At 34.5% G+C, this 23,600-nt stretch carries 25 protein-coding genes; 12 read left to right on the forward strand and 13 right to left on the reverse strand.

Features of this window, described 5'->3' with window-relative positions; translation table 11 throughout:
- Positions 1 to 63: 63 nt before the first annotated feature.
- From V3Z67_RS01345 to lpdA, 6 genes are all read right to left on the reverse strand, one after another.
- On the reverse strand, positions 64 to 324 hold the full coding sequence (locus tag V3Z67_RS01345; protein WP_330441627.1) for a DUF6952 family protein: 261 nt from the start codon (positions 322 to 324) through the stop codon (positions 64 to 66).
- Entirely contained in the window at positions 305 to 619 is a 315-nt protein-coding gene (locus V3Z67_RS01350) for a thioredoxin family protein (protein WP_330441628.1), read from the reverse strand. The genes V3Z67_RS01345 and V3Z67_RS01350 overlap by 20 nt, the downstream gene beginning before the upstream one ends.
- Positions 620 to 637: 18 nt before the next feature.
- Positions 638 to 1,276, reverse strand: coding sequence for a peroxiredoxin (locus V3Z67_RS01355; protein ID WP_330441629.1), 639 nt, complete (start codon positions 1,274 to 1,276; stop codon positions 638 to 640).
- A gap of 113 nt (positions 1,277 to 1,389) precedes the next feature.
- Positions 1,390 to 2,856, reverse strand: a complete 1,467-nt coding sequence (gene nhaC / locus V3Z67_RS01360) for a Na+/H+ antiporter NhaC (RefSeq protein ID WP_330441630.1) — start codon at positions 2,854 to 2,856, stop codon at positions 1,390 to 1,392.
- An 88-nt stretch (positions 2,857 to 2,944) separates the two neighbouring features.
- Positions 2,945 to 3,409 carry a DUF305 domain-containing protein gene (locus V3Z67_RS01365; protein WP_330441631.1) on the reverse strand — a complete coding sequence of 155 codons (465 nt, stop codon included), beginning with the start codon at positions 3,407 to 3,409 and terminating at the stop codon, positions 2,945 to 2,947.
- Positions 3,410 to 3,584: 175 nt separating this feature from the next.
- Positions 3,585 to 4,973, reverse strand: a complete 1,389-nt coding sequence (gene lpdA / locus V3Z67_RS01370; RefSeq protein WP_330123195.1) for a dihydrolipoyl dehydrogenase — start codon at positions 4,971 to 4,973, stop codon at positions 3,585 to 3,587.
- Positions 4,974 to 5,272: 299 nt separating this feature from the next.
- On the opposite strand from lpdA, the gene V3Z67_RS01375 reads away from it, so the two are divergent.
- Positions 5,273 to 5,530: a hypothetical protein gene (locus V3Z67_RS01375; RefSeq protein ID WP_330441632.1), complete on the forward strand. Its 258-nt coding sequence runs from the start codon at positions 5,273 to 5,275 to the stop codon at positions 5,528 to 5,530.
- A 74-nt stretch (positions 5,531 to 5,604) separates the two neighbouring features.
- Here the strand turns inward: V3Z67_RS01375 and V3Z67_RS01380 are convergent, their stop codons facing one another.
- The 3 genes from V3Z67_RS01380 to V3Z67_RS01390 form a co-directional block, all read right to left on the reverse strand.
- Positions 5,605 to 6,435 carry an OmpA/MotB family protein gene (locus tag V3Z67_RS01380; RefSeq protein ID WP_330441633.1) on the reverse strand — a complete coding sequence of 277 codons (831 nt, stop codon included), beginning with the start codon at positions 6,433 to 6,435 and terminating at the stop codon, positions 5,605 to 5,607.
- A 65-nt stretch (positions 6,436 to 6,500) separates the two neighbouring features.
- Positions 6,501 to 7,496, reverse strand: coding sequence for a glycosyltransferase family 2 protein (locus V3Z67_RS01385; RefSeq protein WP_330441634.1), 996 nt, complete (start codon positions 7,494 to 7,496; stop codon positions 6,501 to 6,503).
- The gene (locus V3Z67_RS01390) at positions 7,493 to 7,945 is read right to left on the reverse strand and encodes a type I restriction enzyme HsdR N-terminal domain-containing protein (RefSeq protein ID WP_330441635.1); all 453 of its coding nucleotides are present in this window, start codon (positions 7,943 to 7,945) and stop codon (positions 7,493 to 7,495) included. The genes V3Z67_RS01385 and V3Z67_RS01390 overlap by 4 nt, the downstream gene beginning before the upstream one ends.
- A gap of 50 nt (positions 7,946 to 7,995) precedes the next feature.
- On the opposite strand from V3Z67_RS01390, the gene holA reads away from it, so the two are divergent.
- The 4 genes from holA (at position 7,996) to ettA (ending at position 13,231) form a co-directional block, all read left to right on the forward strand.
- Positions 7,996 to 9,000 (forward strand): DNA polymerase III subunit delta, encoded by a 1,005-nt coding sequence (gene holA, locus V3Z67_RS01395; RefSeq protein ID WP_330441636.1) that lies wholly within the window; start codon positions 7,996 to 7,998, stop codon positions 8,998 to 9,000.
- 51 nt (positions 9,001 to 9,051) lie between these two features.
- Positions 9,052 to 9,231, forward strand: coding sequence for a CAL67264 family membrane protein (locus V3Z67_RS01400; RefSeq protein ID WP_035130957.1), 180 nt, complete (start codon positions 9,052 to 9,054; stop codon positions 9,229 to 9,231).
- A gap of 129 nt (positions 9,232 to 9,360) precedes the next feature.
- Entirely contained in the window at positions 9,361 to 11,442 is a 2,082-nt protein-coding gene (locus V3Z67_RS01405) for an ATP-binding protein (protein WP_330441637.1), read from the forward strand.
- 97 nt (positions 11,443 to 11,539) lie between these two features.
- Entirely contained in the window at positions 11,540 to 13,231 is a 1,692-nt protein-coding gene (gene ettA, locus V3Z67_RS01410) for an energy-dependent translational throttle protein EttA (protein ID WP_330441638.1), read from the forward strand.
- Positions 13,232 to 13,264: 33 nt separating this feature from the next.
- Here ettA and V3Z67_RS01415 read toward each other — a convergent pair whose 3' ends face one another.
- The 4 genes from V3Z67_RS01415 to V3Z67_RS01430 all read right to left on the reverse strand — a co-directional run bounded on the left by V3Z67_RS01415 (position 13,265) and on the right by V3Z67_RS01430 (position 16,358).
- Positions 13,265 to 13,981, reverse strand: a complete 717-nt coding sequence (locus V3Z67_RS01415; RefSeq protein ID WP_330441639.1) for a hypothetical protein — start codon at positions 13,979 to 13,981, stop codon at positions 13,265 to 13,267.
- A 102-nt stretch (positions 13,982 to 14,083) separates the two neighbouring features.
- Positions 14,084 to 14,584 carry a hypothetical protein gene (locus V3Z67_RS01420; RefSeq protein WP_035130963.1) on the reverse strand — a complete coding sequence of 167 codons (501 nt, stop codon included), beginning with the start codon at positions 14,582 to 14,584 and terminating at the stop codon, positions 14,084 to 14,086.
- A 102-nt stretch (positions 14,585 to 14,686) separates the two neighbouring features.
- Positions 14,687 to 15,472: a hypothetical protein gene (locus tag V3Z67_RS01425; protein ID WP_330441640.1), complete on the reverse strand. Its 786-nt coding sequence runs from the start codon at positions 15,470 to 15,472 to the stop codon at positions 14,687 to 14,689.
- 55 nt (positions 15,473 to 15,527) lie between these two features.
- Positions 15,528 to 16,358: a UDP-2,3-diacylglucosamine diphosphatase gene (locus V3Z67_RS01430; RefSeq protein ID WP_330441641.1), complete on the reverse strand. Its 831-nt coding sequence runs from the start codon at positions 16,356 to 16,358 to the stop codon at positions 15,528 to 15,530.
- A gap of 137 nt (positions 16,359 to 16,495) precedes the next feature.
- Here V3Z67_RS01430 and aroC point away from each other — a divergent pair, with 137 nt between their 5' ends.
- From aroC to V3Z67_RS01465, 7 genes are all read left to right on the forward strand, one after another.
- Positions 16,496 to 17,557, forward strand: a complete 1,062-nt coding sequence (gene aroC / locus V3Z67_RS01435) for a chorismate synthase (RefSeq protein ID WP_330441642.1) — start codon at positions 16,496 to 16,498, stop codon at positions 17,555 to 17,557.
- Positions 17,558 to 17,685: 128 nt separating this feature from the next.
- On the forward strand, positions 17,686 to 19,191 hold the full coding sequence (locus tag V3Z67_RS01440) for a T9SS-dependent choice-of-anchor J family protein (RefSeq protein WP_330441643.1): 1,506 nt from the start codon (positions 17,686 to 17,688) through the stop codon (positions 19,189 to 19,191).
- 363 nt (positions 19,192 to 19,554) lie between these two features.
- The gene (locus V3Z67_RS01445; RefSeq protein ID WP_330441644.1) at positions 19,555 to 20,232 is read left to right on the forward strand and encodes a hypothetical protein; all 678 of its coding nucleotides are present in this window, start codon (positions 19,555 to 19,557) and stop codon (positions 20,230 to 20,232) included.
- 75 nt (positions 20,233 to 20,307) lie between these two features.
- On the forward strand, positions 20,308 to 20,847 hold the full coding sequence (locus V3Z67_RS01450; protein WP_330441645.1) for an NADPH-dependent FMN reductase: 540 nt from the start codon (positions 20,308 to 20,310) through the stop codon (positions 20,845 to 20,847).
- Complete coding sequence (locus tag V3Z67_RS01455) at positions 20,831 to 21,511, forward strand: TIGR02117 family protein (protein WP_330441646.1); 681 nt, start codon at positions 20,831 to 20,833, stop codon at positions 21,509 to 21,511. Before V3Z67_RS01450 ends, V3Z67_RS01455 begins: the two co-directional genes overlap by 17 nt.
- A gap of 101 nt (positions 21,512 to 21,612) precedes the next feature.
- On the forward strand, positions 21,613 to 22,548 hold the full coding sequence (locus tag V3Z67_RS01460) for a transglutaminase domain-containing protein (protein ID WP_330441647.1): 936 nt from the start codon (positions 21,613 to 21,615) through the stop codon (positions 22,546 to 22,548).
- Between the two features lie 28 nt (positions 22,549 to 22,576).
- Positions 22,577 to 23,560: a transglutaminase domain-containing protein gene (locus V3Z67_RS01465; protein ID WP_330441648.1), complete on the forward strand. Its 984-nt coding sequence runs from the start codon at positions 22,577 to 22,579 to the stop codon at positions 23,558 to 23,560.
- Positions 23,561 to 23,600: the final 40 nt, after the last annotated feature.

The following is a 23,600-nucleotide window of genomic DNA, read 5'->3' on the forward strand; positions in this document are numbered from 1 at the left end:
AATGTAAATAATAAACGCTTCCTGTTTCCAGGAAGCGTTTATTTATCCAAATTATGATAAAACCTAATTCTTATCAATCGAACCGAGAACACGTGACATAAATGTGTTTAATGCCTCTTTACGATCCATACCGTCTTTAACCAATTTATTTACCTCAAGAGCCCCATACATATTAGAGATAAGTTCTCCAATTACATCAAGTTCTTCATCCTTAAGAGAAGGAACTTCAGTTAGTGCCTCAAGTACGTCTAGGGTTTCAATTATGTAATCCTGATCGTTATCTTCTATAAATTGCGTTAAATGCTTAATTACTGGTAACTTCATTGACTAAATCGGTTAATACGTCTAACTTGTTTGTTTGTACCTGGTTTAAAAGACTTCCGTTTTTGAAAGTAGCAAATGTAGGCAGGTTGTCTACTTTAGCCAGCTTTCTTGATTCCGGATAGTTCTCGGCATCAGCTAATACAAACGTTATATTTTCATTTTCTGAAGCCATTTTTTTGAATTTCGGCTTCATGATTCTGCAGTTACCGCACCATCCTGCTGAATATTGTACTACTACAATTGGTTCAGCCGATACGATTTCTGCAAGATTATCTTTTTCAAGTTCCTGTAACATGGCTTCATCAAATATTTATTAGTTTACACTTAGGTAAGATGCAACACCGTTACGGTCTGCAGTCATGGCTTCTTTACCTTCTTCCCAGTTAGCAGGGCAAACTTCACCTTTAGTTTGTACGTGAGTATAAGCATCAACTAATCTTAGGTATTCGCTTACATTACGTCCAAGAGGCATATCGTTTACGCTTTCGTGGAAAATTTTTCCGGTTTCATCGATTAGGTAAGTAGCTCTGTAAGTTACGTTAGAACCCTCAAGTAAAACTGAATCAGTTTCTTCATTGTATCCTGCAGTTTCAACATCTAGAATACCTAAAATGCTTGAAAGGTTTCTGTTAGTATCTGCGATAAGTGGGTAAGTAACACCTTCAATACCACCGTTAGCTTTTGGAGTATTTAACCAAGCGAAGTGAACTTCGTTAGTATCACAAGAAGCACCAATTACGATAGTGTTTCTTTTTTCAAACTCACCTAGAGCAGCCTGGAAAGCGTGAAGTTCTGTAGGGCATACAAAAGTGAAATCTTTAGGGTACCAAAATAAAAGTACTTTTTTGTTGTTTTTTACAGCTTCTTCAAACACATTGATTTTAAGGTTGTCACCCATTTCTGAGATAGCATCAACTGTAATATTTGGGAATTTTTTTCCTACTAAAGACATACTATTAATTAATTTTTATGGTTTATAATTTTTATTTGTTGCAAAGATAGATTTTAATAGCTTTTGGTTATAACTACCATTATCATTTATCCCTATTGAAATATAGAGAATCCTTATGTTGAACGTAGTTTTCCGGCTAACGTTCTGATTTTTATACCAAGAGCCGCAAACGTAAGGGTCATTATAGGACTAAGTATATTAAAAAATGCATACGGTAAATAGGTAAGGGTAGGTACGCCAAGAACTCCCGACTGGTAGGCGCCACAGGTATTCCATGGTACAAGTACAGAGGTAACAGTACCTGAATCTTCTAGTGTGCGACTTAGATTTTCAGGAGCTAATCCTTTCTCCCTGTATGCTTCCGCAAACATTTTACCCGGAACAACAATAGCTAAATATTGATCTGAAGCTGTAATGTTTAAAACGACGCAACTTCCTACAGTGCTTGCAAAAAGCCCAAAAATACCATTAGCAACTTTTAGCATTGCATTACTTATAACTTTTAGAGCACCAATAGCTTCCATAATACCTCCAAATACCATAGCGCATATTATCAGCCATATGGTAGGCAACATTCCCACCATTCCTTTAGATTCAAACAAATCCTGAAGAGTTTTATTTGAAGTTTCTACTGTGCTGCTTATGGTAATGGAATTCATTACTCCTTTATAGCCTGAAATAAAATTCAATTTTTCACCACCACCAATTTTAGCTACTAGTTCAGGTTGAAATATTAAAGCAAATAGTCCGCCTAATAATGTACCTATCAATAGGGCTATAAGCGGTTCTGTTTTTCTAATAATTAATCCAATTACTATTACAGGTACTGCGAATAACCACGGACTGATAGCGAAACTTTCCTTAATGGCAATAAGTGTAGCCTGAGTGTTTTCAGCACTACCGTCTGCTGACTGGGTAAGGCCTAAAATAATAAACAGTATTAATGTGATTAAATAGGTAGGCACTGTAGTATAAGCCATATACTTTATATGGGTAAACAGGTCAGTCCCTGCCATAGCGGGAGCAAGGTTTGTAGTATCTGAAAGAGGAGACATCTTATCTCCAAAATACGCTCCTGAGATTACTGCTCCTGCAACCATACCCGGATTAATATGCATGGTGTTTCCAATCCCTATCAAAGCAACACCAATTGTAGCTGAAGTAGTCCATGAACTGCCGGTGGCTATTGATATTATAGAGCAGATGATTACGCAGGCAGGAAGAAATATTTCGGGATGTAAAATTTTAAGTCCGTAATAAATCATAGCAGGTACAATACCGCTTACAAGCCACGTGCCCGAAAGAGATCCTACCAGTAAAAGTATAAGTATGGCTCCCGCTGTAGATTTAATATTTTTAGATACTTTATTAAGCATCTTTTCATATGGCACCTTGTTAATAAACCCAACAATAGCAGCAAAAGCTCCACCCATCAATAAAACGAACTGATTGGAACCATTAATAGCATCACTTTTAAAAATGTAAACGTTGATTGCTAAAAAGCCGACAAGTAGTATGATTGGAATTAAAGCCTGGGTAAGGCTTATTTGTTTGGTGTTTTTATCCGGTATATTATTCATGAAGTGCCTTGCGAATTAAAAGAACGCAATATAGTAAAAATCTGATATTTAGTAAGGAGGGGAGTAGTACTATTTTTAATAGCCTGAGTTATTCTTCAGTACTGTTTTTTAATAGTTGTATCATCTCTTTCATCTGTTCGATTTCTTTTTGTTGAGATTCGATTATTTTTTTAGATAATTCCTGTACTTCGGGATCTTTTAAATCAGCATGCTGACTTGATAATATAGCTGAAGAATGATGTGGAATCATTGCTTCCATATAACGCACGTCATTGATGTAAGTTTGAGTTCTAAGCATAACAAAAGCAGATGTAAAAAGCAGTACCCCCGTTATAATTAACACATTGTTCTTTTTACGGTTTTTATACATTCGCTGCATAAATAAAAGCATAATAAAGCCCATAGGGACTACCATTAATATTGTCATATAAAAACGGTTGAGGCTAAAATAAATATGCTCTTCACTGGCTACATTGGTATACATTATGGCGTACATCACTATAAACGAAACCAGTAGCATGAGTAAAAACTTTCCGTAGTTTCCTTTTTCCATTACATTGCAATTTATAGTTTAACAAAGGTAAAATTACAAATTAACTATAGGGAACTATGTTATAGATAAGTGAAAGTATTTAATACTGAATAAGATTTTTATTATAAAGTAAACTACGTAAAATAAAAAAGGCTACCCCTAAGAAGGATAGCCTTTTTTTTATTTATTTAAGTTTTTATAAGTGAATTACTTCACCATAAGCATCTGCAACAGCTTCCATAACCGCTTCACTCATAGTAGGGTGAGGGTGAACTGCTTTTAGTATTTCGTGGCCTGTAGTTTCAAGTTTACGTGCTACTACTGCCTCAGCAATCATATCGGTAACACCAGCACCAATCATATGGCAACCTAACCATTCTCCGTACTTAGCATCAAAAATAACTTTCACAAAACCATCAGGAGTACCTGCAGCTTTTGCTTTACCTGATGCAGTGAACGGGAATTTACCTACTTTAAGCTCGTATCCTTTTTCTTTAGCCTGTTTTTCTGTAAGACCTACAGAAGCAATTTCAGGGGTAGCATAAGTACATCCGGGGATGTTGCCATAATCAAGAGGTTCTACGTGCATACCGGCAATTTTCTCAACACAAAGAATGCCTTCTGCCGAAGCAACGTGCGCAAGTGCCTGACCAGGAACAACATCGCCAATAGCGTAGTAACCAGGGATATTTGTTTGGTAGTAGCTATTTACTAATATTTTATCTCTGTCTGTAGCGATACCAACTTCTTCAAGACCGATGTTCTCGATGTTTGATTTGATACCTACTGCAGAAAGAACGATATCTGCCTCAAGTATTTCCTCTCCTTTAGCTGTTTTTACAGTAGCTTTAACTCCGTTACCGGTAGTGTCTACTTTTTCAACAGAAGAGTTAGTCATAATTTTGATACCTGCTTTTTTAAGTGAACGCTCAAATTGTTTTGATACGTCTTCATCTTCAACAGGAACAATGTTCGGCATAAACTCAACAATAGTTACCTGAGTTCCCATTGCATTGTAGAAATGAGCAAACTCAACACCAATAGCTCCGGATCCAACAACAATCATAGATTTTGGTTGTTCCGGTAATGTCATTGCCTGACGGTATCCTATAACTTTTTTACCATCCTGAGGAAGGTTAGGAAGTTCTCTTGAACGAGCTCCTGTAGCTATAATGATATGATCAGCACTAATTTCGCTTGTTTTACCATCTTTATCAGTTACATCTACTTTTTTACCTGCTTTTACTTTACCGGTACCATAGATAACCTCAATTTTATTCTTTTTCATAAGGAACTGAACACCTTTGCTCATACCATCGGCAACACCACGGCTGCGCTCAATTACCTTATTAAAGTCTTTGTCAAACTCTTTTACTGTTAATCCGTAATCAGAAGCATGCTTAAGGTAGTCAAAAACCTGAGCACTTTTTAAAAGTGCTTTAGTAGGGATACATCCCCAGTTAAGGCATATACCTCCAAGGTTTTCCTTTTCTACAACAGCTACTTTAAATCCTAGCTGAGAAGCCCTGATAGCAGTTACATAACCACCAGGACCGCTTCCTAAAACAATAATATCGTATTTCATCAGTATGTATTTTACCGGTTATTTTTACGCGTACGAAAATAAGTATTTATTTGCTTATTATAAAATGTTTGGATTTATTTCGTTTTATCTAAAAAATAAATATTAAACATCCTTTTTTTGTTAAAAAGCAGATTAAGTAATAAATAATTTAGCTATACTTAACATGTGTTAACAATTTATTTGTAATTTTACCAGTATTAAATCAAACCACGACCTATAAAAGACTATCAATCTTTTTTATGTTTTTGTGATATTTAATTTATAACTAATTGTTACAAAAATAATGTAGTGAAGGAATCATGAATAACAATCCTTTTCCAGTTAACCAATTTTACCCACAAAACAAATTAAGGATTATGAGGATTTTAAGTTTAATTTTGTCAACAATCGCTTTTTTCTCTACTGCCTTTTATGCTGTAGCAGAATTTCCTGACCTTACAACAGCAGGGGGAGTGTTATATTTCCTTATGTTGGTTATTTTGCTTTTAATATTTATTACCGCTATTGTGCTGAGTTTGCCTTCAGGTATAGTAAGGTTTGGTAATAAATTTAAATAATACCACAACGAAACAATCACCAAAAACAAAAGGCTGCCAAATGGCAGCCTTTCTTATTTCTTTAACCTTGAATATTATTTCTGGTTTTTCATTTCTTTTTCAATCATATCGTAGAACTGATCGATTTTAGGAAGAATAAGTATTCTTGTTCTTCTGTTTCTTGCACGTCCTTCGGCAGTGTCGTTAGACTCTAAAGGAACATACTCGCCACGACCTGAAGCTACAAGTCTGCCCGGCTCAATACCAAAGTCCTGTTGTAGTATTCTTACGATTGAAGTAGCCCGCTTAACACTTAAATCCCAGTTATCCTGCAGTACAGGGTTTTTAATTGGCACATTATCAGTGTGGCCTTCAACCATACATTCAAAGTTTGATTTATCTTTTACAATAGCTGCAACTTTACCTAAAATTTCTTTAGCTCTGTCGCTTACCTGATAGCTACCGCTTTTGAATAAAAGTTTATCGGCTATAGATATATATACAACGCCTTTTTCAACATTAACTTCAATATCCGGATCATCTATACCAACAGCTCTTTTAACGCTAGATACTAATGCTAATGTTACAGAATCTTTACGGGTAATAGCGTCCTGTAATCTTGATATTTTAAGATCTTTTTCTTTTAGGCTTTCAAGTGTTTTTTCTAAATTTTCAGCACCTTTGGAAGATAACGTAGTAACATTGCCTACATTAGTAATAAGGTCAGAATTTGTTTTCTTTAGATAATCAACTTGTTCAGCTAATGAACTTTTTTCTGATAAACAGGTGTTCAGTTTAACTGTTGCTGTATTAAGCAGATCCTGGATCTCTTTGTTCTTTGCTTCTAACTCGGCAATCTTCTTTTTGGATCCACACGATGTCAGCGTCATTGCTGCCAATGATAGTAATAGAACGGTTCTTTTCATAAGATTTGAAAAATTAATATTTGAAACAAAATTATGTATATTCCTGCAAATATTAACGTACTGTGCTATAAACTATTGTTAAAATTTTTCTTACCCGAAATGAAATAATCGTAAACAATACTCTTTGTTTTATAGTAGTTTTTGTATTGTTTTGATTTTCTTTTGTTTAAAAATTTAAACAATCGGGTATAAAAATAAAAATGTGCTTTTAGTACAGCCCATAAATGTGCAAATTTTCCCTGAGAGACGAATCGAAGTCCGGCAATACCGTCAAAACATAAACGTATAAAAAACACCGGTATCAGTTTGCTTTTTGGCAGATTTTTAGTCATCATCCAGAGGGAATTCCTAAAATTAAGGAAAGTCTTTTTAGGATTGGTATTTTTTAGGGTAGCTCCGCCTACATGATATACATATGAACTTCCGCAAACTTTTATTTTGTGGTTTTTATTAAAAGCCCTCCAACATAAGTCAATCTCTTCCTGATGTGCAAAGAAATCCTCATCAAGTCCGCCAAGTTCCCAAAACACATTTTTACGGATAAAAAAACACGCTCCCGAAGCCCAGAATATTTCAATATTATCATTATACTGCCCGTTATCCTTTTCAAGAGTTTCAAAAATACGACCACGACAGTAGGGGAAACCATATTTATCTAAAAAACCTCCGGCAGCACCTGCATATTCAAAAGTATCTCTTTTGTAATAATCCAGTATTTTAGGTTGTATTATAGCTGTTTCGGGGTCTTTTTCAAACAATTCGGCAATTGGTAATAACCAGTTTTCGGTCACTTCAATGTCTGAATTTACTAAAGCGTATATTTCTTCATTAACCTGTTTTAAGGCTTCGTTATATCCTTTAGCGTAACCGTAATTTCCGGTATTCTCAATAATTTTTATTTGAGGAAAAGCCAATTTTACAAAGGAAACAGATTCGTCTGTAGAGGCATTATCGGCTACATATATAGCAGCGTTTCCAGAATATTTAATTACAAAAGGCAGGAACTCCTCTAAAAGCTTCTTTCCGTTCCAGTTTAAAATTACTACAGCTATATTATTCATTGGTTAAGTGTAAATTCAGGCAGGTTACGCAGAAACTGATATTGTTCCTTTTCATAATCCATTTGGCAAAAGTAATGATTTAAGCCGTTTGTAATCATCATGTAGTTGGCTTTTAAAACCATATTATAACGGGCAATTTGGTCAAAAACATTCTGTGTTATTTTTACCTCAGGGGCTTTACATTCCACAAGGAGAAAAATACTGCCGTCCGGATTAAAAACTACAGCATCATATCGTTTTGTAAGTCCGTTAACCTTAAGTACTTTCTCTACATTTATATATGATTTAGGGTATTTATGTTCAAGCAGTAAATACTGTACCACATGCTGCCTTACCCATTCTTCTGGAGTAAGGAGAATGAATTTTTTACGTATTTCATCAAAAATGGCGATTTTATTTTCACTATTTTTGAATCGGAAAGTATAATTAGGAAAATTAAGCTTTTGCATAGGGCAAATGTATAGTTTTTTTAATTTTTAACTGATTAAACAATTATCCGGTGGACGAAGTAATTAAGATTGTTAACGATATTAAGCAGGGCAATATTAAGCCCATTTATTTTTTTATGGGTGAAGAGCCTTATTATATTGACAGGCTTACTGATTATATTGAAGACAATATTCTTAGTGAAGAAGAGAAAGGGTTTAACCAAACGGTTTTATATGGTAAGGATGTTAGTTTGGAAGATGTTATGTCTAGCGCTCGTAGGTATCCCATGATGGCCGAAAGACAGGTGGTGATTGTAAAAGAGGCTCAGGAGTTGTCCAGAACTATAGATAAACTTGAGGCTTATGCTCAAAATCCGCAGCCTACCACTGTATTGGTTTTTGCCTATAAGTACAAAACACTGGATAAGCGTAAAAAGGTTACCAAAACACTGGAGAAAGCCGGACTAGTATTTGAAAGCAAAAAACTTTATGAAAATCAGGTAGGTGAATGGATAAAAAGAGTGCTTTCAGGTAAAGGATATACCATTGAACCTAAAGCTGCTGCAATGCTTGTTGAGTTTTTAGGTAACGATTTGAGTAAAATAAACAATGAGCTTGAAAAGCTGATTATAATACTACCTAAAGGTACCGCTATATCCCCTAAACATGTAGAGGAAAACATAGGTATAAGTAAGGATTATAATGTTTTTGAATTACGTAAAGCAATAGGGGAGAGAGATCAGTTAAAGGCTTACAGAATTGCCGATCATTTTTCTCAAAACCCAAAAGATAATCCGCTTGTAATGACAACGGGGTTGGTGTTTGGTTTCTTTTCTCAGTTATTGCAATATCACGGACTTAAGGATAAAAGCGCTGCTAACGCTGCGAGAGTATTAAAGGTTAACCCGTATTTTATGAAAGACTACGATATTGCATTACGTAATTATCCTATGAAAAAAGTTAGTGCCATTGTAGCGGCACTAAGGGATATTGATGTGAAGAGTAAAGGGGTGGGAGCAAATGCAATATCACAGGCCGATTTGTTAAAAGAGATGCTTGTTAAGATATTTAATTGATAAAAATGTACGATATTTGCAGGCTTAATCCTGTAATAAAGAATATACAAAATGGGAATGAATAAAAACACCATCTTCGGATGGGCTTCTTTTATATTGTTTTTAATTGGGGCGGCGCTTGTTTTACTTGGAGTTTTAAAATATCCTGACTATGCTATTGGTTTTTCGGTAGTGGGCATAGGTTTCTTTGCTATATCATGGGCTTTTAATGCTTTAAAAGGAAGGGTTTAATTTAATATTCGTTTCCTTTGAAAAAAAGATGCAATAAAATTAATGTTTTAACATTTTATGTTAGAATTTATTTTTTATTACCTTTACTTTATTGTATCCTATTTTGTTTAAGTAAAATACCCCATTGTCTTGCTGATAGAAAAAAAAAATTTTCCTATACCACCTAACGAAAAGGAAAGGTTAAAAGCTCTCCATAGCTATAATATTTTAGATACATTATCAGAAAAAGAATTTGATGATATTATTCATTTAGCTTCTTTTATATGTAATACCTCCATTGCATTAATATCAATGGTAGACTCTAAGAGGCAGTGGTTTAAGTCTAAAATTGGTATAGATGAAACTGAAATGCCTCGTGAAGAGAGTTTTTGCCAATATGCTATACTTCAAAATGATATTTTAGAAGTGAATGACGCAACAATTCATCCTATTTTTAAAGATAATCCAAATGTAACTAAAGGTTTAGAAATACGGTTTTATGCCGGTGCACCATTAGTTACTCCAGATGGATTTAACATAGGAAGTTTATGTGTAATTGATACTGTACCCCGCTCTATTAATGATGATCAGCGTAGGGCTCTATATACATTGGCTAATCATGTAATGAGCCTTTTAGAAATACGAAAAAGAAATTCTAACCTAAGAGAAGAAGTAGCCCGGCTGGCTAAAAAAGAAATTGAATCTGTTAACAGGGAACTTGAAAGTTATAAAACGGCACTGGATGAAACCTCAGGTGTATTAATTTTTGATAAAGAAGGTATAATAACTTTTGTTAATGAAACAACCTGTAGCTATAGCGGGTACACAAAAGATGAATTAATAGGCACTCATATTAGCGATACCAATACCGGATATAATATAGATAGCATCTATACAAGTTTATGGAATACGGTTAGTGCCGGGTATGTGTGGAAAAATGAAATTGAAAGCATAACGAAAAACGGTAAACCATACTGGATGGAAGTAGTGGTAGTACCTTTTCTTGATAAATCAGGATATCCATTTAAGTATGTAGAAATAGCTAATGATATAACCGAGAGGAAAGCTGTTGAAAATGAGCTTATTAAGGCTAAAGAAATTGCCGAAAAAGCAATTTTTGTAAAAGACAGTTTCATAGCAAATATGAGCCACGAAATCCGTACCCCAATGAATGCTATTATTGGTTTTACAGATTTGCTGGCCCGTACAGATCTTAATGATAAACAACGTGAGTTTGTTACTAATGTTCAAACCGCTGGAGATAACCTGTTACTTATAATCAATGATATACTTGATCTTTCTAAAATAGAATCAGGTAAATTAGTTATAGAGCATTCTAAATTTAATTTAAAATCGGCTTTAAAGCATGTTTATGATCTGCTTAAAGTTAAGGCAGAACAGTCGGGGCTTGAATTTAATCTTTTTCTTGATGCTAATATGCCTGAAACCGTAGTAGGGGATAAAGGGCGTATCAATCAGATTTTAATGAACCTTGCCGGTAATGCCATTAAATTTACCGAAGAGGGGGATGTTACAATATCTGTTAAAAAAATAGATAATACCGACACTGGCTGTAAGCTTAGGTTCTCCATAAAAGATACCGGTATTGGTATAGAAAAAGATAAGCTTGAAGCTATTTTTGATCGTTTTACCCAAGCAGAAGAAAGTACAACCCGTCGTTTTGGTGGTACCGGACTTGGTCTTAATATTGTAAAACAGCTTGTTGAGCTAATGAATGGTGAAATAGGTGTAAATAGTAAACCGGGTAGGGGATCTGAATTTTATTTTATACTGGACTTTGAAAACGTGGGTGTTGATGAAGAAATCAAAGAACAGGAAGTAGAGAAAAAACCTAGTGATTCTTTAGGAAAGCTTTCCGTATTGTTATGTGAAGATAATTTCCTTAACCAGCATTTGGCAAAAAATATTGTAAAAGGCTTTGGTTTTGATATTGACATTGCAAATAACGGTCAGGAAGGTCTTGATATGCTTGAGAAAAAGAACTATGATCTTATCTTAATGGACCTGCAAATGCCGGTTAAAGATGGTTATCAAACTACAATTTATATAAGGAGCGAATTAAAAAGCAGCATTCCTATTATTGCTATTACAGCACATTCCTTAATTGGTGAACAGCAAAAATGTTTTGACCTTGGTATGGATGGCTATGTTTCTAAGCCTTTTAAGCAAGAAGAACTTCTGGATAAGATTAGAGAGGTAATCGTAAAATAACGAATTGATAAATACTACGCAGGTAATTTGAAATCTTTACATTTCAAACTATCTTTGTTGTTTATAAATACAAAATAAATTAATCTAATTACGTATAATGTCAGACGATAAGAAAGTAATATTTTCAATGTCCCGAGTAAGCAAAACTTACCAGGGAGCAAACAAACAGGTATTAAAGGATATATACCTGAGCTTTTTTTACGGGGCTAAAATTGGTATCCTTGGTCTAAACGGTTCCGGTAAATCATCGTTATTAAAAATTATTGCCGGTGTAGATAAAAGTTATCAGGGAGATGTAGTTTTTGCTCCTGGGTATACTGTAGGCTATTTAGAGCAGGAACCACAATTAGATGAAAATAAAACAGTTATTGAGATTGTTCGTGAAGGTGTGGCCGAAACCGTTGCATTACTTGATGAATTCAATAAAATAAATGATATGTTCGGTTTACCTGAAGTATATGAGGATGCCGACAAAATGCAGAAGCTTATGGACCGTCAGGCTGAGCTTCAGGATAAAATTGATGCAGCAGGAGCATGGGAGCTTGACAATAAGCTTGAAGTAGCTATGGACGCACTTCGTACTCCGGATCCTGACACTCCTATAAAAGTACTTTCGGGTGGAGAGAAAAGAAGGGTAGCACTATGTCGTTTACTACTTCAACAGCCAGATGTACTTCTTTTAGATGAGCCTACCAACCACCTTGATGCCGAGAGTGTATTATGGTTAGAGCAACACTTACAGCGTTATGCAGGTACTGTAATTGCAGTAACGCACGACCGTTATTTCCTGGATAATGTTGCAGGTTGGATTCTTGAGCTTGACAGGGGTGAAGGTATTCCATGGAAAGGTAACTATTCTTCATGGCTGGATCAAAAAGCTAAAAGACTGGAACAGGAGGAAAAAACAGCCTCTAAACGCAGAAAAACACTTGAGCGTGAGTTAGACTGGGTTAGACAGGGTGCTAAAGGTCGACAAACAAAACAAAAAGCCCGTTTACAAAACTACGACAGGTTATTGAATGAAGACCAAAAACAACTTGAAGAAAAACTTGAGATATATATCCCTAACGGACCTCGTTTAGGGACTAATGTTATTGAAGCTAAAAGTGTAGCAAAAGCTTTTGGTGACAAGCTTTTGTATGAAAACCTAAACTTCACCTTACCTCAGGCAGGTATTGTAGGTATTATAGGTCCAAACGGTGCTGGTAAAACTACTATCTTTAAAATGATAATGGACGAGCAAACACCTGATAAAGGAGAGTTTGAAGTAGGGGATACTGTTAAAATTGCTTATGTAGACCAGAGTCACTCAAACATTGATCCTGAAAAATCAATATGGGAAAACTTCTGTGATGGTCAGGAATTAATTATGATGGGAGGTCGTCAGGTTAATTCAAGAGCTTACTTAAGCCGATTCAACTTTAGTGGTAGTGAACAGAATAAAAAAGTATCTGCTCTTTCAGGTGGTGAGAGAAACAGGCTTCACTTAGCTATGACACTTAAAGAAGAAGGTAACGTGCTTTTACTGGATGAGCCAACAAATGACTTAGATATTAATACACTAAGGGCTCTTGAGGAAGGTTTAGAGAATTTTGCCGGATGTGCGGTTATTATTTCTCACGACCGTTGGTTCCTTGACAGGGTTTGTACTCATATCCTTGCTTTTGAAGGAGATTCTGAAGTTTATTTCTTTGAAGGAAGCTTCTCTGAATATGAAGAGAACAGGAAAAAACGCTTAGGTACTGATTTAACACCTACACGTATTAAGTATAAAAAACTTATCAGATAAATAAAAAGGGGAGCTTAAAAGCTCCCCTTTTTATTATAGTAGTTTTATTAAAACTACTAATACTATTATGTTTAACGGGATGTACCATAGCACCCAGTTAAATTTATTTTTATTAAATACTTTATTATTAGCATAACCACTTAATTTTCCGTAAACCACATCTGTGGCTTTTTCATTATCTCCCGAATTTATTACCTCCCATGCTTCGTTTATTATACCGGAAAAAGGTACTCGGTTAAAGAGGAAAATCAGTATCTTTTTTACCAAATATGGCAGGTTGTTAATCCTGTTTACTATTTCGGTAGCACTTACATGGGCTTTTGCGATTTTTGTCTCTCCATTTTTAGCTTTATCACTCACAACATCTACAGCAATACCACATACTTTTTTAAAGATAGGAGCTAATCCTTTAAAAGCCTCCCTTGTAACATTTATATATATATAGTTATAGGCTTTGTAAGCATACCAACATGTGAAAACAACACCTAAAAGTAATACTAGGATAGGGGTGTAAGCCTTACTCTCTCCAAGATTAAATAATGAGTATACAAAGAAGGATAGGTTTATTATAGCAAGTATTACCAGTGCCATTATTGATTTAAAAAGTCCTTTTCCGCCATGTTTTATTACCGAAAGCGGACTCCCTAAAAGAGTTTGTAACTTTTGTAGTGTGCCGTTGTCTACTTCAAGATTGTATTCTTTAGATTGACCATTAGATGTGTCCAATTGTAAGGTGATTTCTTCTTTCATTTATATTTGGTTATTTTTTTGAAAGCCAAATATATAATAATTAATAAAAAAAGCGCTCTGTATTTTAATACAGAGCGCTTTTTTATATACTTAGGTTGTGTATTAGAATCTAAATCTAACTCCTAAAGCGATATCCGGACCAAAATTATCCTCGCGGAAATCATCAGCAAAATAAATTTCAGGTCTGAAGTCAAGTGATAATTGTAATGGAATATCAAAGTTATATTCGATACCTAAATCACCTGCTAAAAGAGCAAAAGCGCCGCTGTCTTTGTCTCCATCATAATAGCCTGGTTTGTTATCGCCAAAACTCCACGTACCAAAACCACCACCTACGCCGGCATACCAGTTAAAGCCTCCTTCAATGTTCCAAACCCATTGGTATAAAGCAACAATTTTGAAAGCATCATAGTTATCAGAGTTTCTCCATCCCAAATCAGCTTCAAGTCTGTTGCTGCTGGATAGGTATCTTTGATAAGATATCTCTCCTCCAAAACCATCATTGTCTCCAAGTCTTAAACCAAGTGCATTTTGCCTGTCCTGTGCGTTACTGCTAATTACTAAACCAAGTAGTAAAAAAGCTGATAAAAATAGTTTCTTCATAATGTTGTTTTAGTTATTTATTTAACAAATATAGTATGTTGATTTTTGTAAGAATAGTTTCTTTTCAAATATTTAACATCTTTATTTTAGGGGTGTCAGGGCTTATTGCACGTTGTAAGAAGATAAAACTTCTTCCTGATGCTCTTCAAGAGATTGGGGTAAAGGAAGTTCTATTCCAAAGGTATCAGCAAGTTCATATTGCATATCGGTTACGGTATGAACCATGCCAATTCCATTAGCATAATATTGAGTTGAAACTAAAACATCTTGTGTAGGTAGAATAGTAAAAGGAAATGGTATATCTGGAATGGAAACTACTACTTTTAAGCTTAGTTTGACAGTTACAGCTTTTACATTATTATAAGATTGTCCGTCGGGAGTTGTGTATGAGGTATAGTTATCTCCTGCCTCGGCGGTAAGAGAATAGCTAACGCTTATATTATATCCTTCTAATTCCTGTTCATTTTGTCCGTTAAAAGTTGAAAGTACAGCTCCGGTAGAAGCATTAGGGTCAAAAACAACAAAATCACTAACAGTTAAGTCTACCGGGATTTCAGGTATACCTGTATTTATACCACCGCTTAGTAAAAGTTTACCATCTACATTTCTTAAAGCGTTGTTATTTAATGCTAATGAATAAAAACCCATTGGGAAACTTTCTGTTTTAAATTTCTTATAAGTAATATTGTTTATCACAGTGTCGTTTGCAATATATAGAGAGTCTCTTCCTGTCGTTCCGGCGACATCTACATCATATACCCAGTAATTACCTATAGATAATGGAATAGCGTTATTTATATCGTTTGGGGTATTACTGTTATCATCATCATTTGAACATGAAAAAATAAATAGACTAAATAGCAGTAATAGGTATTGATTTTTTTTCATTATAATTCAATTAAGTTAGTTTGTTGGCTAAGATAATTAAATTTATTAATGAGGATTATTTCCTGTTAAAAAGTAATGCAGTCATTAATTCATTTTCCAAATTTAAATCATTCTTAGAAGTTTCTTCTTCAGTGTCTACTTCAATCTCATTCATATACCTGTACAATTTCCACTGTTTATTATGATACTCCAACGAAGTAAGGTTCTCTATCCAGTCACCTGAATTTAAGTAGTTAACACTGCCTTTCTTATTTTCTTTAACTACCATTTTAGGCTCATGTATGTGTCCGCAAACCACATAATCATAATTATTTTCGATTGCTAGGTCAGATGCTATGGCTTCAAAATCTGAAATAAATTTCACCGCTTTTTTTACACCGGATTTTATTTTTTTTGAAAGGGAGTAGGGTTCACGCCCCATTTTTACCAAACACCAGTTTACAAAACGATTGAGTAGTATTAAGTAATCATACCCTATGCCTCCAAGTTTAGCTATCCATTTAGCATGACTAACAGAGTTATCAAATACATCTCCGTGAAAAAACCAGGCTTTTTTACCATCAATTTCTAAAACTACTTTGTCTACTATAGAGAAATTTCCCATAGTGGTATCGCTAAATTTTCTAAGCATTTCATCATGGTTTCCTGTAATGTAATATACGGTAGTACCTTTTGCTGCAAAATCAAGTATACGTTTAACTACTTTCATGTGTGATTTTGGGAAGTACGATTTCCTAAATTGCCATATGTCTATTATATCGCCGTTAAGAATAAGTATTTTTGGCTTTATTGTAGAAAGATAAGCCACAAGTTCTTTAGCATGACACCCGTAGGTTCCTAAGTGCACATCTGAAAGAACAACAATGTCAACAATTCTTTTTTTCATTCAGAATGTTTTATTGCAAAATAGACTGATTAACATAAACTGGCAGTTAATTAAACATTAACTTTAGGTTTTGTATGAAATAGGTTATAAAAAGAGATAAAAGCTTAAATTTGTATCAACTCACATTTTAATATAGCATGGCAGGAAATACATATGGTAATGTATATAAACTTACCACTTTTGGGGAATCTCACGGAGAGGCAATAGGAGGAGTTATTGATGGTTGTCCTCCCGGCATATCACTTGATTTTGATGCTATACAAAAAGAGCTTGAAAGAAGAAAGCCGGGACAGTCTGCAATTGTAACACAAAGAAAGGAAGATGATGAAGTTCAGTTTCTTTCCGGGATTTTTGAAGGTAGGACAACTGGTACACCAATTGGTTTTATCATACCGAATACAAATCAGAAATCGGCAGACTATTCACATATTAAAGATATATACCGCCCTTCACATGCCGATTATGTTTATGAACAAAAATATGGTATAAGGGATTATAGGGGTGGAGGAAGAAGTTCTGCAAGGGAAACTGCCAGTAGAGTAGTAGCAGGAGCCATTGCTAAACAAATTTTACCCGATATACAGATTAATGCGTTTGTTTCCTCTGTTGGAGATATTTTTATAGATAAACCGTATCAGGCATTGGATTTTTCATTAACCGAAAGTAATCCGGTACGTTGCCCGGATGAAACCACTGCTGCAAAAATGGAAGAATATATAAGACAAATAAGAAAAGAAGGAGATACAGTAGGGGGTACTGTTACATGTGTTATACAAAATGTACCTATAGGTCTTGGTGAACCGGTATTTGATAAACTTCATGCTGAACTTGGTAAAGCTATGCTGTCTATAAATGCTGTAAAAGGTTTTGAATATGGTAGTGGATTTTGTGGAGCTAAAATGAAAGGAAGTGAGCATAATGATGCTTTTAATCCCGACGGTACAACAAAATCTAACCTTTCGGGCGGGATTCAGGGCGGAATAAGCAACGGAATGGATATTTATTTCAGGGTAGCTTTTAAGCCTGTTGCTACTTTAATTCAGGAGTATGATGCTCTAGATAATACGGGAAATATAGTAAAAATGCAGGGTAAAGGCAGGCACGACCCATGTGTTGTACCAAGAGCAGTGCCTATAGTCGAATCGATGGCTGCTATGGTTATAGCCGACTTCTACTTTCTTAATAATATCTTTAAATAGGTGTCTATTTATTAAATACTTGTGAATTAAAGTAAATAATACCCTTTAATTTATTAAGAAAAGTTAAAATTAAATTGTTTGTCATTTTTTTTTTATTATTTTTGATAGTAAATTATAAAACTATCATCATGAAGAAAAAATTACTTTTGGGAGCTTTTTTATTCGGCTCTTTTTTGACTGTTAAAGCACAGGACAGTTGCGCAGAAGCAGTAGTCGTAACACCTGGTACTTACACAGTTGATGCTGTTAATGGTACATTTGGAGCTGGTTGTTGGCAAACAGCCGCAGATAATGCCGAATGGTATTCTTATACTCCATCTGAAAATTCATTAGTAACAGTAAGAACTGATATAGATGCTAATCCTGCAGCATCTACAGATACAAGATTCTCTGTATTTACAGGTACTTGTGGAGATTTAACTTGTTATTCAGGTAATGATGACGTTAGCGGAAGTGATTACCGTTCGGCTGTTACTTTTCCTGCAGAAGCTGGTACAACTTATTACATAGCTTTTGATAACAGATGGTTAAGTACTGGTTTTGACTTTGAATTATCTGCAGAAGCAGTATCTTGTTTTACACCTACAGGATTTGCTTATTCTACTGAAACGCCTCCAACAACAACAGATGTTACTTTAATATGGAATGCTCCTTTAGTAGGTACTGTTCAGGGTTATGAATATGAGTACGGACCTCAAGGATTTGAGCCAGGAAGTGGTATTGAAACAGTTGAAGTAACTGAAGCAATGGCTACAATGCCAAATTTAGATCCAAGTACTGTTTACGATTTATATGTACGTTCAGTTTGTAGTGATACAGATTCAAGCGAGTGGGTTGGTCCATTATCTTTCAATACTGTTTTCGAACCTGTTACTCCTGATTACACATATGGATTTGAGGAAGGAAACTTTGATTTCGGTGGTTGGTCTACTGTAACTACTAACCAAAATGCTGGAGTATGGGATGTTCTACAGGCAGGTCAAAATTTACCGGCTCAGGAAGGTGATTTTTTTGCTGGAGTTGCCCCATCTGGAGCTGCATCTGATACTTGGTTGTTCTCAAGAGGTATAACTCTTACTCAAGGAGATGAAATAACTTTAGCTTACTATGTTAGACAATTTATATCTGGTGGTACTACAGGAAATACTAATAGTTTAGTTGTAAGTGTTGGTACAGAAAGAAATGAGCTTTCTCAATCAACAATTCTGAATACACATTCAAATATTACTGAGCAGGAATTTACTCTTAAAAATGCTACTTTTACAGTTCCTGCTGACGGTGTTTACTATTTTGGTTTCCGTTGCAATAGTCCGGCTCATACTCAGGCAAGCAACAGCTACCTTTTACTAGACAATGTAATTGTTGATTCTCAATTAGGAGTTGAAGATCTTTTTGCTTCTCAATTATCAATTTTCCCTAACCCTGCTTCAGACATTATTAATATTGTAAACAATGAAACTGCTTCTATAAACGGAGTTGAGATTGTAGATATTAATGGTCGTACAGTTAAATTAGTAAGATATAATGGTGTATCTGAAGCTCAGGTTAACATTTCTGATCTTTCAGCTGGTATGTACTTAATGAATGTATCTTCTGATCAAGGTACTACTACTAAGAAAATCGTTAAAAAATAATTATTGATATAATAATTATAAATAATGAGTCGTCCTAAAATAGGCTGACAAGTTTTACAATAAAATCATATTAACCAGTCAGTATTTGCTGACTGGTTTTTTTATATATAAAGAGTTAGGTATTTCATTGATAAGCCTAAGAATGTAAAATATAATACTCCATCGTTGTGCAAAACACCTGCTATTTTCAAGATGCCAAAATGTAGATGCCATTTGTTTATGATTATTTTTTAATCCAAATATATTGATGTTTGCTTTAAAGTATGGGGTGAATACTCTATTTATTTATAATTTCCGTAACTTTATATCTAACCTTTAATCGAAGTTTTAAAAAAACTTTTCGGCTAAAATGTATTAATAACTATGAAGATAAAAGCATTACTTTTTGGAGTTTTATTAATTCTTGTAAGCTGTAAAGAATCATCAATGATGGAAGAGTATGGTATTCGTTTTTATTTTCACGAACCGCAACCTGTTAATGATTCTGACCTCAAATCTTTTCCGGCAAAATACAGAGGAATTTATGCTACTACAGATGAAGTAAGGGAATTACATATAGACGAAAAAGATATTTACTACAGGTATCTGCTTAATGGTGAAATTACAAAATCAGAACTCGAGACATTAACCGATAGTATTACTTATAATAACGGAAAGCTTACTGTAATATCTCCTGATGAGAGTATAGTTTATGATACTGAGGAAAAAGGTGATACCATATTTTTTCATAAACAAATAATAGATACAGTTTTCTCCTTGTCTGAAAAGCAGAGAGCTAAACGATTTAAGAGGCAGCTTGTATTGAGTGAAAAAGATTCTGTGTATTGGTCAGCAAGAATACTGTCAATTCATAAAGATACACTGTATTGGAAATATTTTAAGGATAAAAGCGATTTTAAGAAGCTTAAAGACTTAGTTAGCAATATACGAACCGATGAGGATACACTTAAAGTTTATCTTAATCCAAGCAGAAAAGAATTTGCCAAAATTCTGTCGTTAGTACCTTCCGGTTACAATAAATATCCTAAGAAGAAAGACTGATAATAGATTGTTAAACGGCTATACTATTGTAGTATTTTTTGTAATTTTAGAAATCAACCTAAAATTATAAACTATATGAAAATAGTAGCTTTTGGCGGAAGCAGTAGTAAAAATTCGATAAATAAAAAACTGGCAACCTATGCGGCAAAACTGTTTGAGGGAGATGTGGTAGAAGTACTTGATTTAAATAATTATGAATTGCCATTGTTTAGTGTGGATAAAGAAAAGGAAATTGGTAAACCTGAACTTGCCGGTAAGTTTTTGCGGAAGCTGGAAAGTGCTGATGTATTGGTTATTTCCGTTGCCGAACATAATGCAGGTATGACCGTTGCATTTAAAAATATATACGACTGGGCTTCAAGGCAAAAGAAAGAAGTATTTGCCAATAAACCATTGTTGTTAATGTCTACCTCACCCGGTAAATTTGGAGGTAAAAACTCGCTCGAAGCTGCTAAAATAAGCCTAAAATGGTATGGAGGTAATATAAAAGATACATTCTCACTGCCATCTTTCAATGAAAATTTTGATATGGAAAACGGAACAATTTCCAATAAAGAGTTTGATAATGCGTTAAAGGATATTATACGCAATTTCGACTATGAACTTAATTCTTAAAAGGTTTTTTAAGGTTTTTAAAAAGCTAATTATAGGTCTGTTTTGCTTTATACTGGTGTACGTAATTGCTACACTGGTATTGTCTTATATTACTGTAAACAGTAATGCTGAAAAAGGTGATATTGCTGTGTATGTAAACTCTAATGGAGTACATACAGATATTATAGTACCTGTAAAAAACGAAGTAAAAGATTGGACAGGGCAAATACTGTATAGTGAAACAAAGGCTAATGATACTTTGGCTAAATATGTAGCTTTTGGCTGGGGTGATAAAGGGTTTTACCTTAACACACCAAAGTGGAGTGATCTTAAGGCAAGTACAGCTTTTAACGCTGCGTTTTATATGGGTACATCGGCAATGCATACAAGGTTTTATAAAACTATAAGGCAGGATGATAGTTGCGTTAAGCTTACTATAACAAAACAGGATTACGAAATGTTGGTTGATTATATTGAGAAAAGTTTTGAGTATGATGAAAACGGAGAGGCAATCTGGATAGCTAACAGAAGTTATGGGCAGCATGATGCTTTTTATGAAGGTAACGGTAAATACAGTTTATTTTATACCTGTAATACATGGACGAACAATGCTTTAAAAGCTTCAGGTCAAAAGGCCTGTTTATGGACAATTTATGATAAAGCTATTTTAAATAAATACAGGTGATATTTGATATTTCATGAGTTTTTATGTTTAAGTAAATAAAAACTTTAGGATTTTTAGTCTTAAATATAAAGAGTATATCTTTGAGCCTTTAAAACACACCTATGAAAAAAATAACTTTACTCTTTTTACTACTTTCAGTAACTGTTTATTCACAAGACTTTTCAACTGTAGATGCTGCGGTTGCTTCTTATCCTCATTCGTTTAGCGATGTAAATCAATTGACTCAGCTTATAAAAAAGGATTTTACGTCTCAAAATCATAAGGCAAGGGCTGTTTTTAGCTGGATAGCCCAAAATGTTCAATTTGATGATGTACAGTCGGGAAAAGCTGCATTTACGTATAAAACCGAGCAGGAAAGGATTCAAAAAGAGAAAAAATATAAAGCTGAAATAGTAGTAAAGGCTTTAAAGGATAATAAAGCAACCAGTCGTGGTTATACAGAACTGTTTGAAAAGCTTTGTAATGAGGTAGGGCTTGAATGTGTCTCTATAGTTGGTTTTCTTAAGGCTTCCCCTCAGGATATGGGTAAAAGTCCTGTAACTATTAATCATTCATGGAATGCAATTAAAATTAACGATGAGTGGAAGTTTGCCGATGCTACGCTTGGAGCAGGTATTATGGTTGATCCCGGGCAGTTTAAGCCTAATTTTAATGATGGCTATTTTTTTACTGCACCAGATAAGTTTTTCCTTAATCATTACCCAAATGATGAAAAATGGTTATTAACCCAAAAAACTAAAGAAGAATTTATAAACCTGCCATTATATTACGGCGAATATATAAAAGCAGATTATACAATTACTGAACCTTCTGCAGCTGTGGTTACAATTCCTTCTGACGGAGAAATAGTTGTAAAGTTTAAGGATGCCAATCCATATATGGCTATATATTATTTTACAGACGGAGCCAATAAACTGGAATACCTGGAAATTGATGAAAATACAATGACAGCAAAAGCTAAAGTGAATAAAGGAACTGATCATTTTTTGAATATAGTTATTAATCAGCAGTTTGTTGTGACTTATATTTTAAAATAACTGGCAGGATTATTGGTGATTATTATGTATGAAAAAAGTATCTTTTAAGTCGGCTGTAGTCTTATTAATCATTACTTTGTTTAGTAGTAATATCTTTGCTCAGGATTTTACTATGGTAGATGTAATAGTTAAAAGATATCCAAATAAATTTTCGTCGTTAGATAAGTTTGCCGAAAAGGTAAATACTGATTTTACGCGTGATGATGAAAAGGCACGTGCCATATTTACATGGATTGCTCTCAATGTGGAATATGATATTGGTAAATATGGAGTTAATGAACGCCCTGTAGGTTTTTCATATCGCACAGAAGCCGAAAAACTGGCCAAATTGAAAGAAATGGACGAAAAGCTGGCTACAACTACTTTAAAAAATAAAAAAGCAGTGTGTCATGGTTATTCGGCCTTGTTTAAGGTAATTGCCAATAAAGTGGGGCTCGAAGCAGAAATAGTTCCCGGAACTTCAAAATCACACCCTTCACATGTGGGTGCAGGTCCGGGAGCGAGAGATCATGCCTGGAACGCTGTTAAGATAGTAGGGGAGTGGAAACTTCTCGATGTTACCTGGGCTGCAGGTACGGCAACAGGTAATCCGTTACGGTTTGAGTTTAGGTTTAACGATGCTTTCTTTTTTACCCATCCTGATACGTTTTTCCTCAATCATTTTCCTGATGATAAAAAATGGTTGTTGACAGATAAAACCGAAAAAGACTTTGCTAATTTACCGCTGTATTATGGTAATTATCTTTCGGGAGAATATGAACTAATCACTCCGAAATACGGAACTTTTAAAGGGGTAAGAAATGGTGTTTTATCCTTTAAAATAAAAAATATCAGTCCACAGGATACCGTTGCTTATGCATTTAGTAAGGAACGTATTTTTAAATTGGTAAAACCTGTTTTTAACGGTGATGTAGCCGAGTTTGAAGTGGAATTCAACAACAACTCAATTGGTGTTTTAACCTTGTATATTAACAGGAAATCGGTGCTTGCATACCGCATAAACAGGGGATAGGTCATAAAACATTAAAAAACTGATAAAAGTTGTCTGACTT

The sequence above is a fragment of the Flavobacterium sp. C4GT6 genome (assembly GCF_036347315.1).
GTDB lineage: Bacteria > Bacteroidota > Bacteroidia > Flavobacteriales > Flavobacteriaceae > Flavobacterium.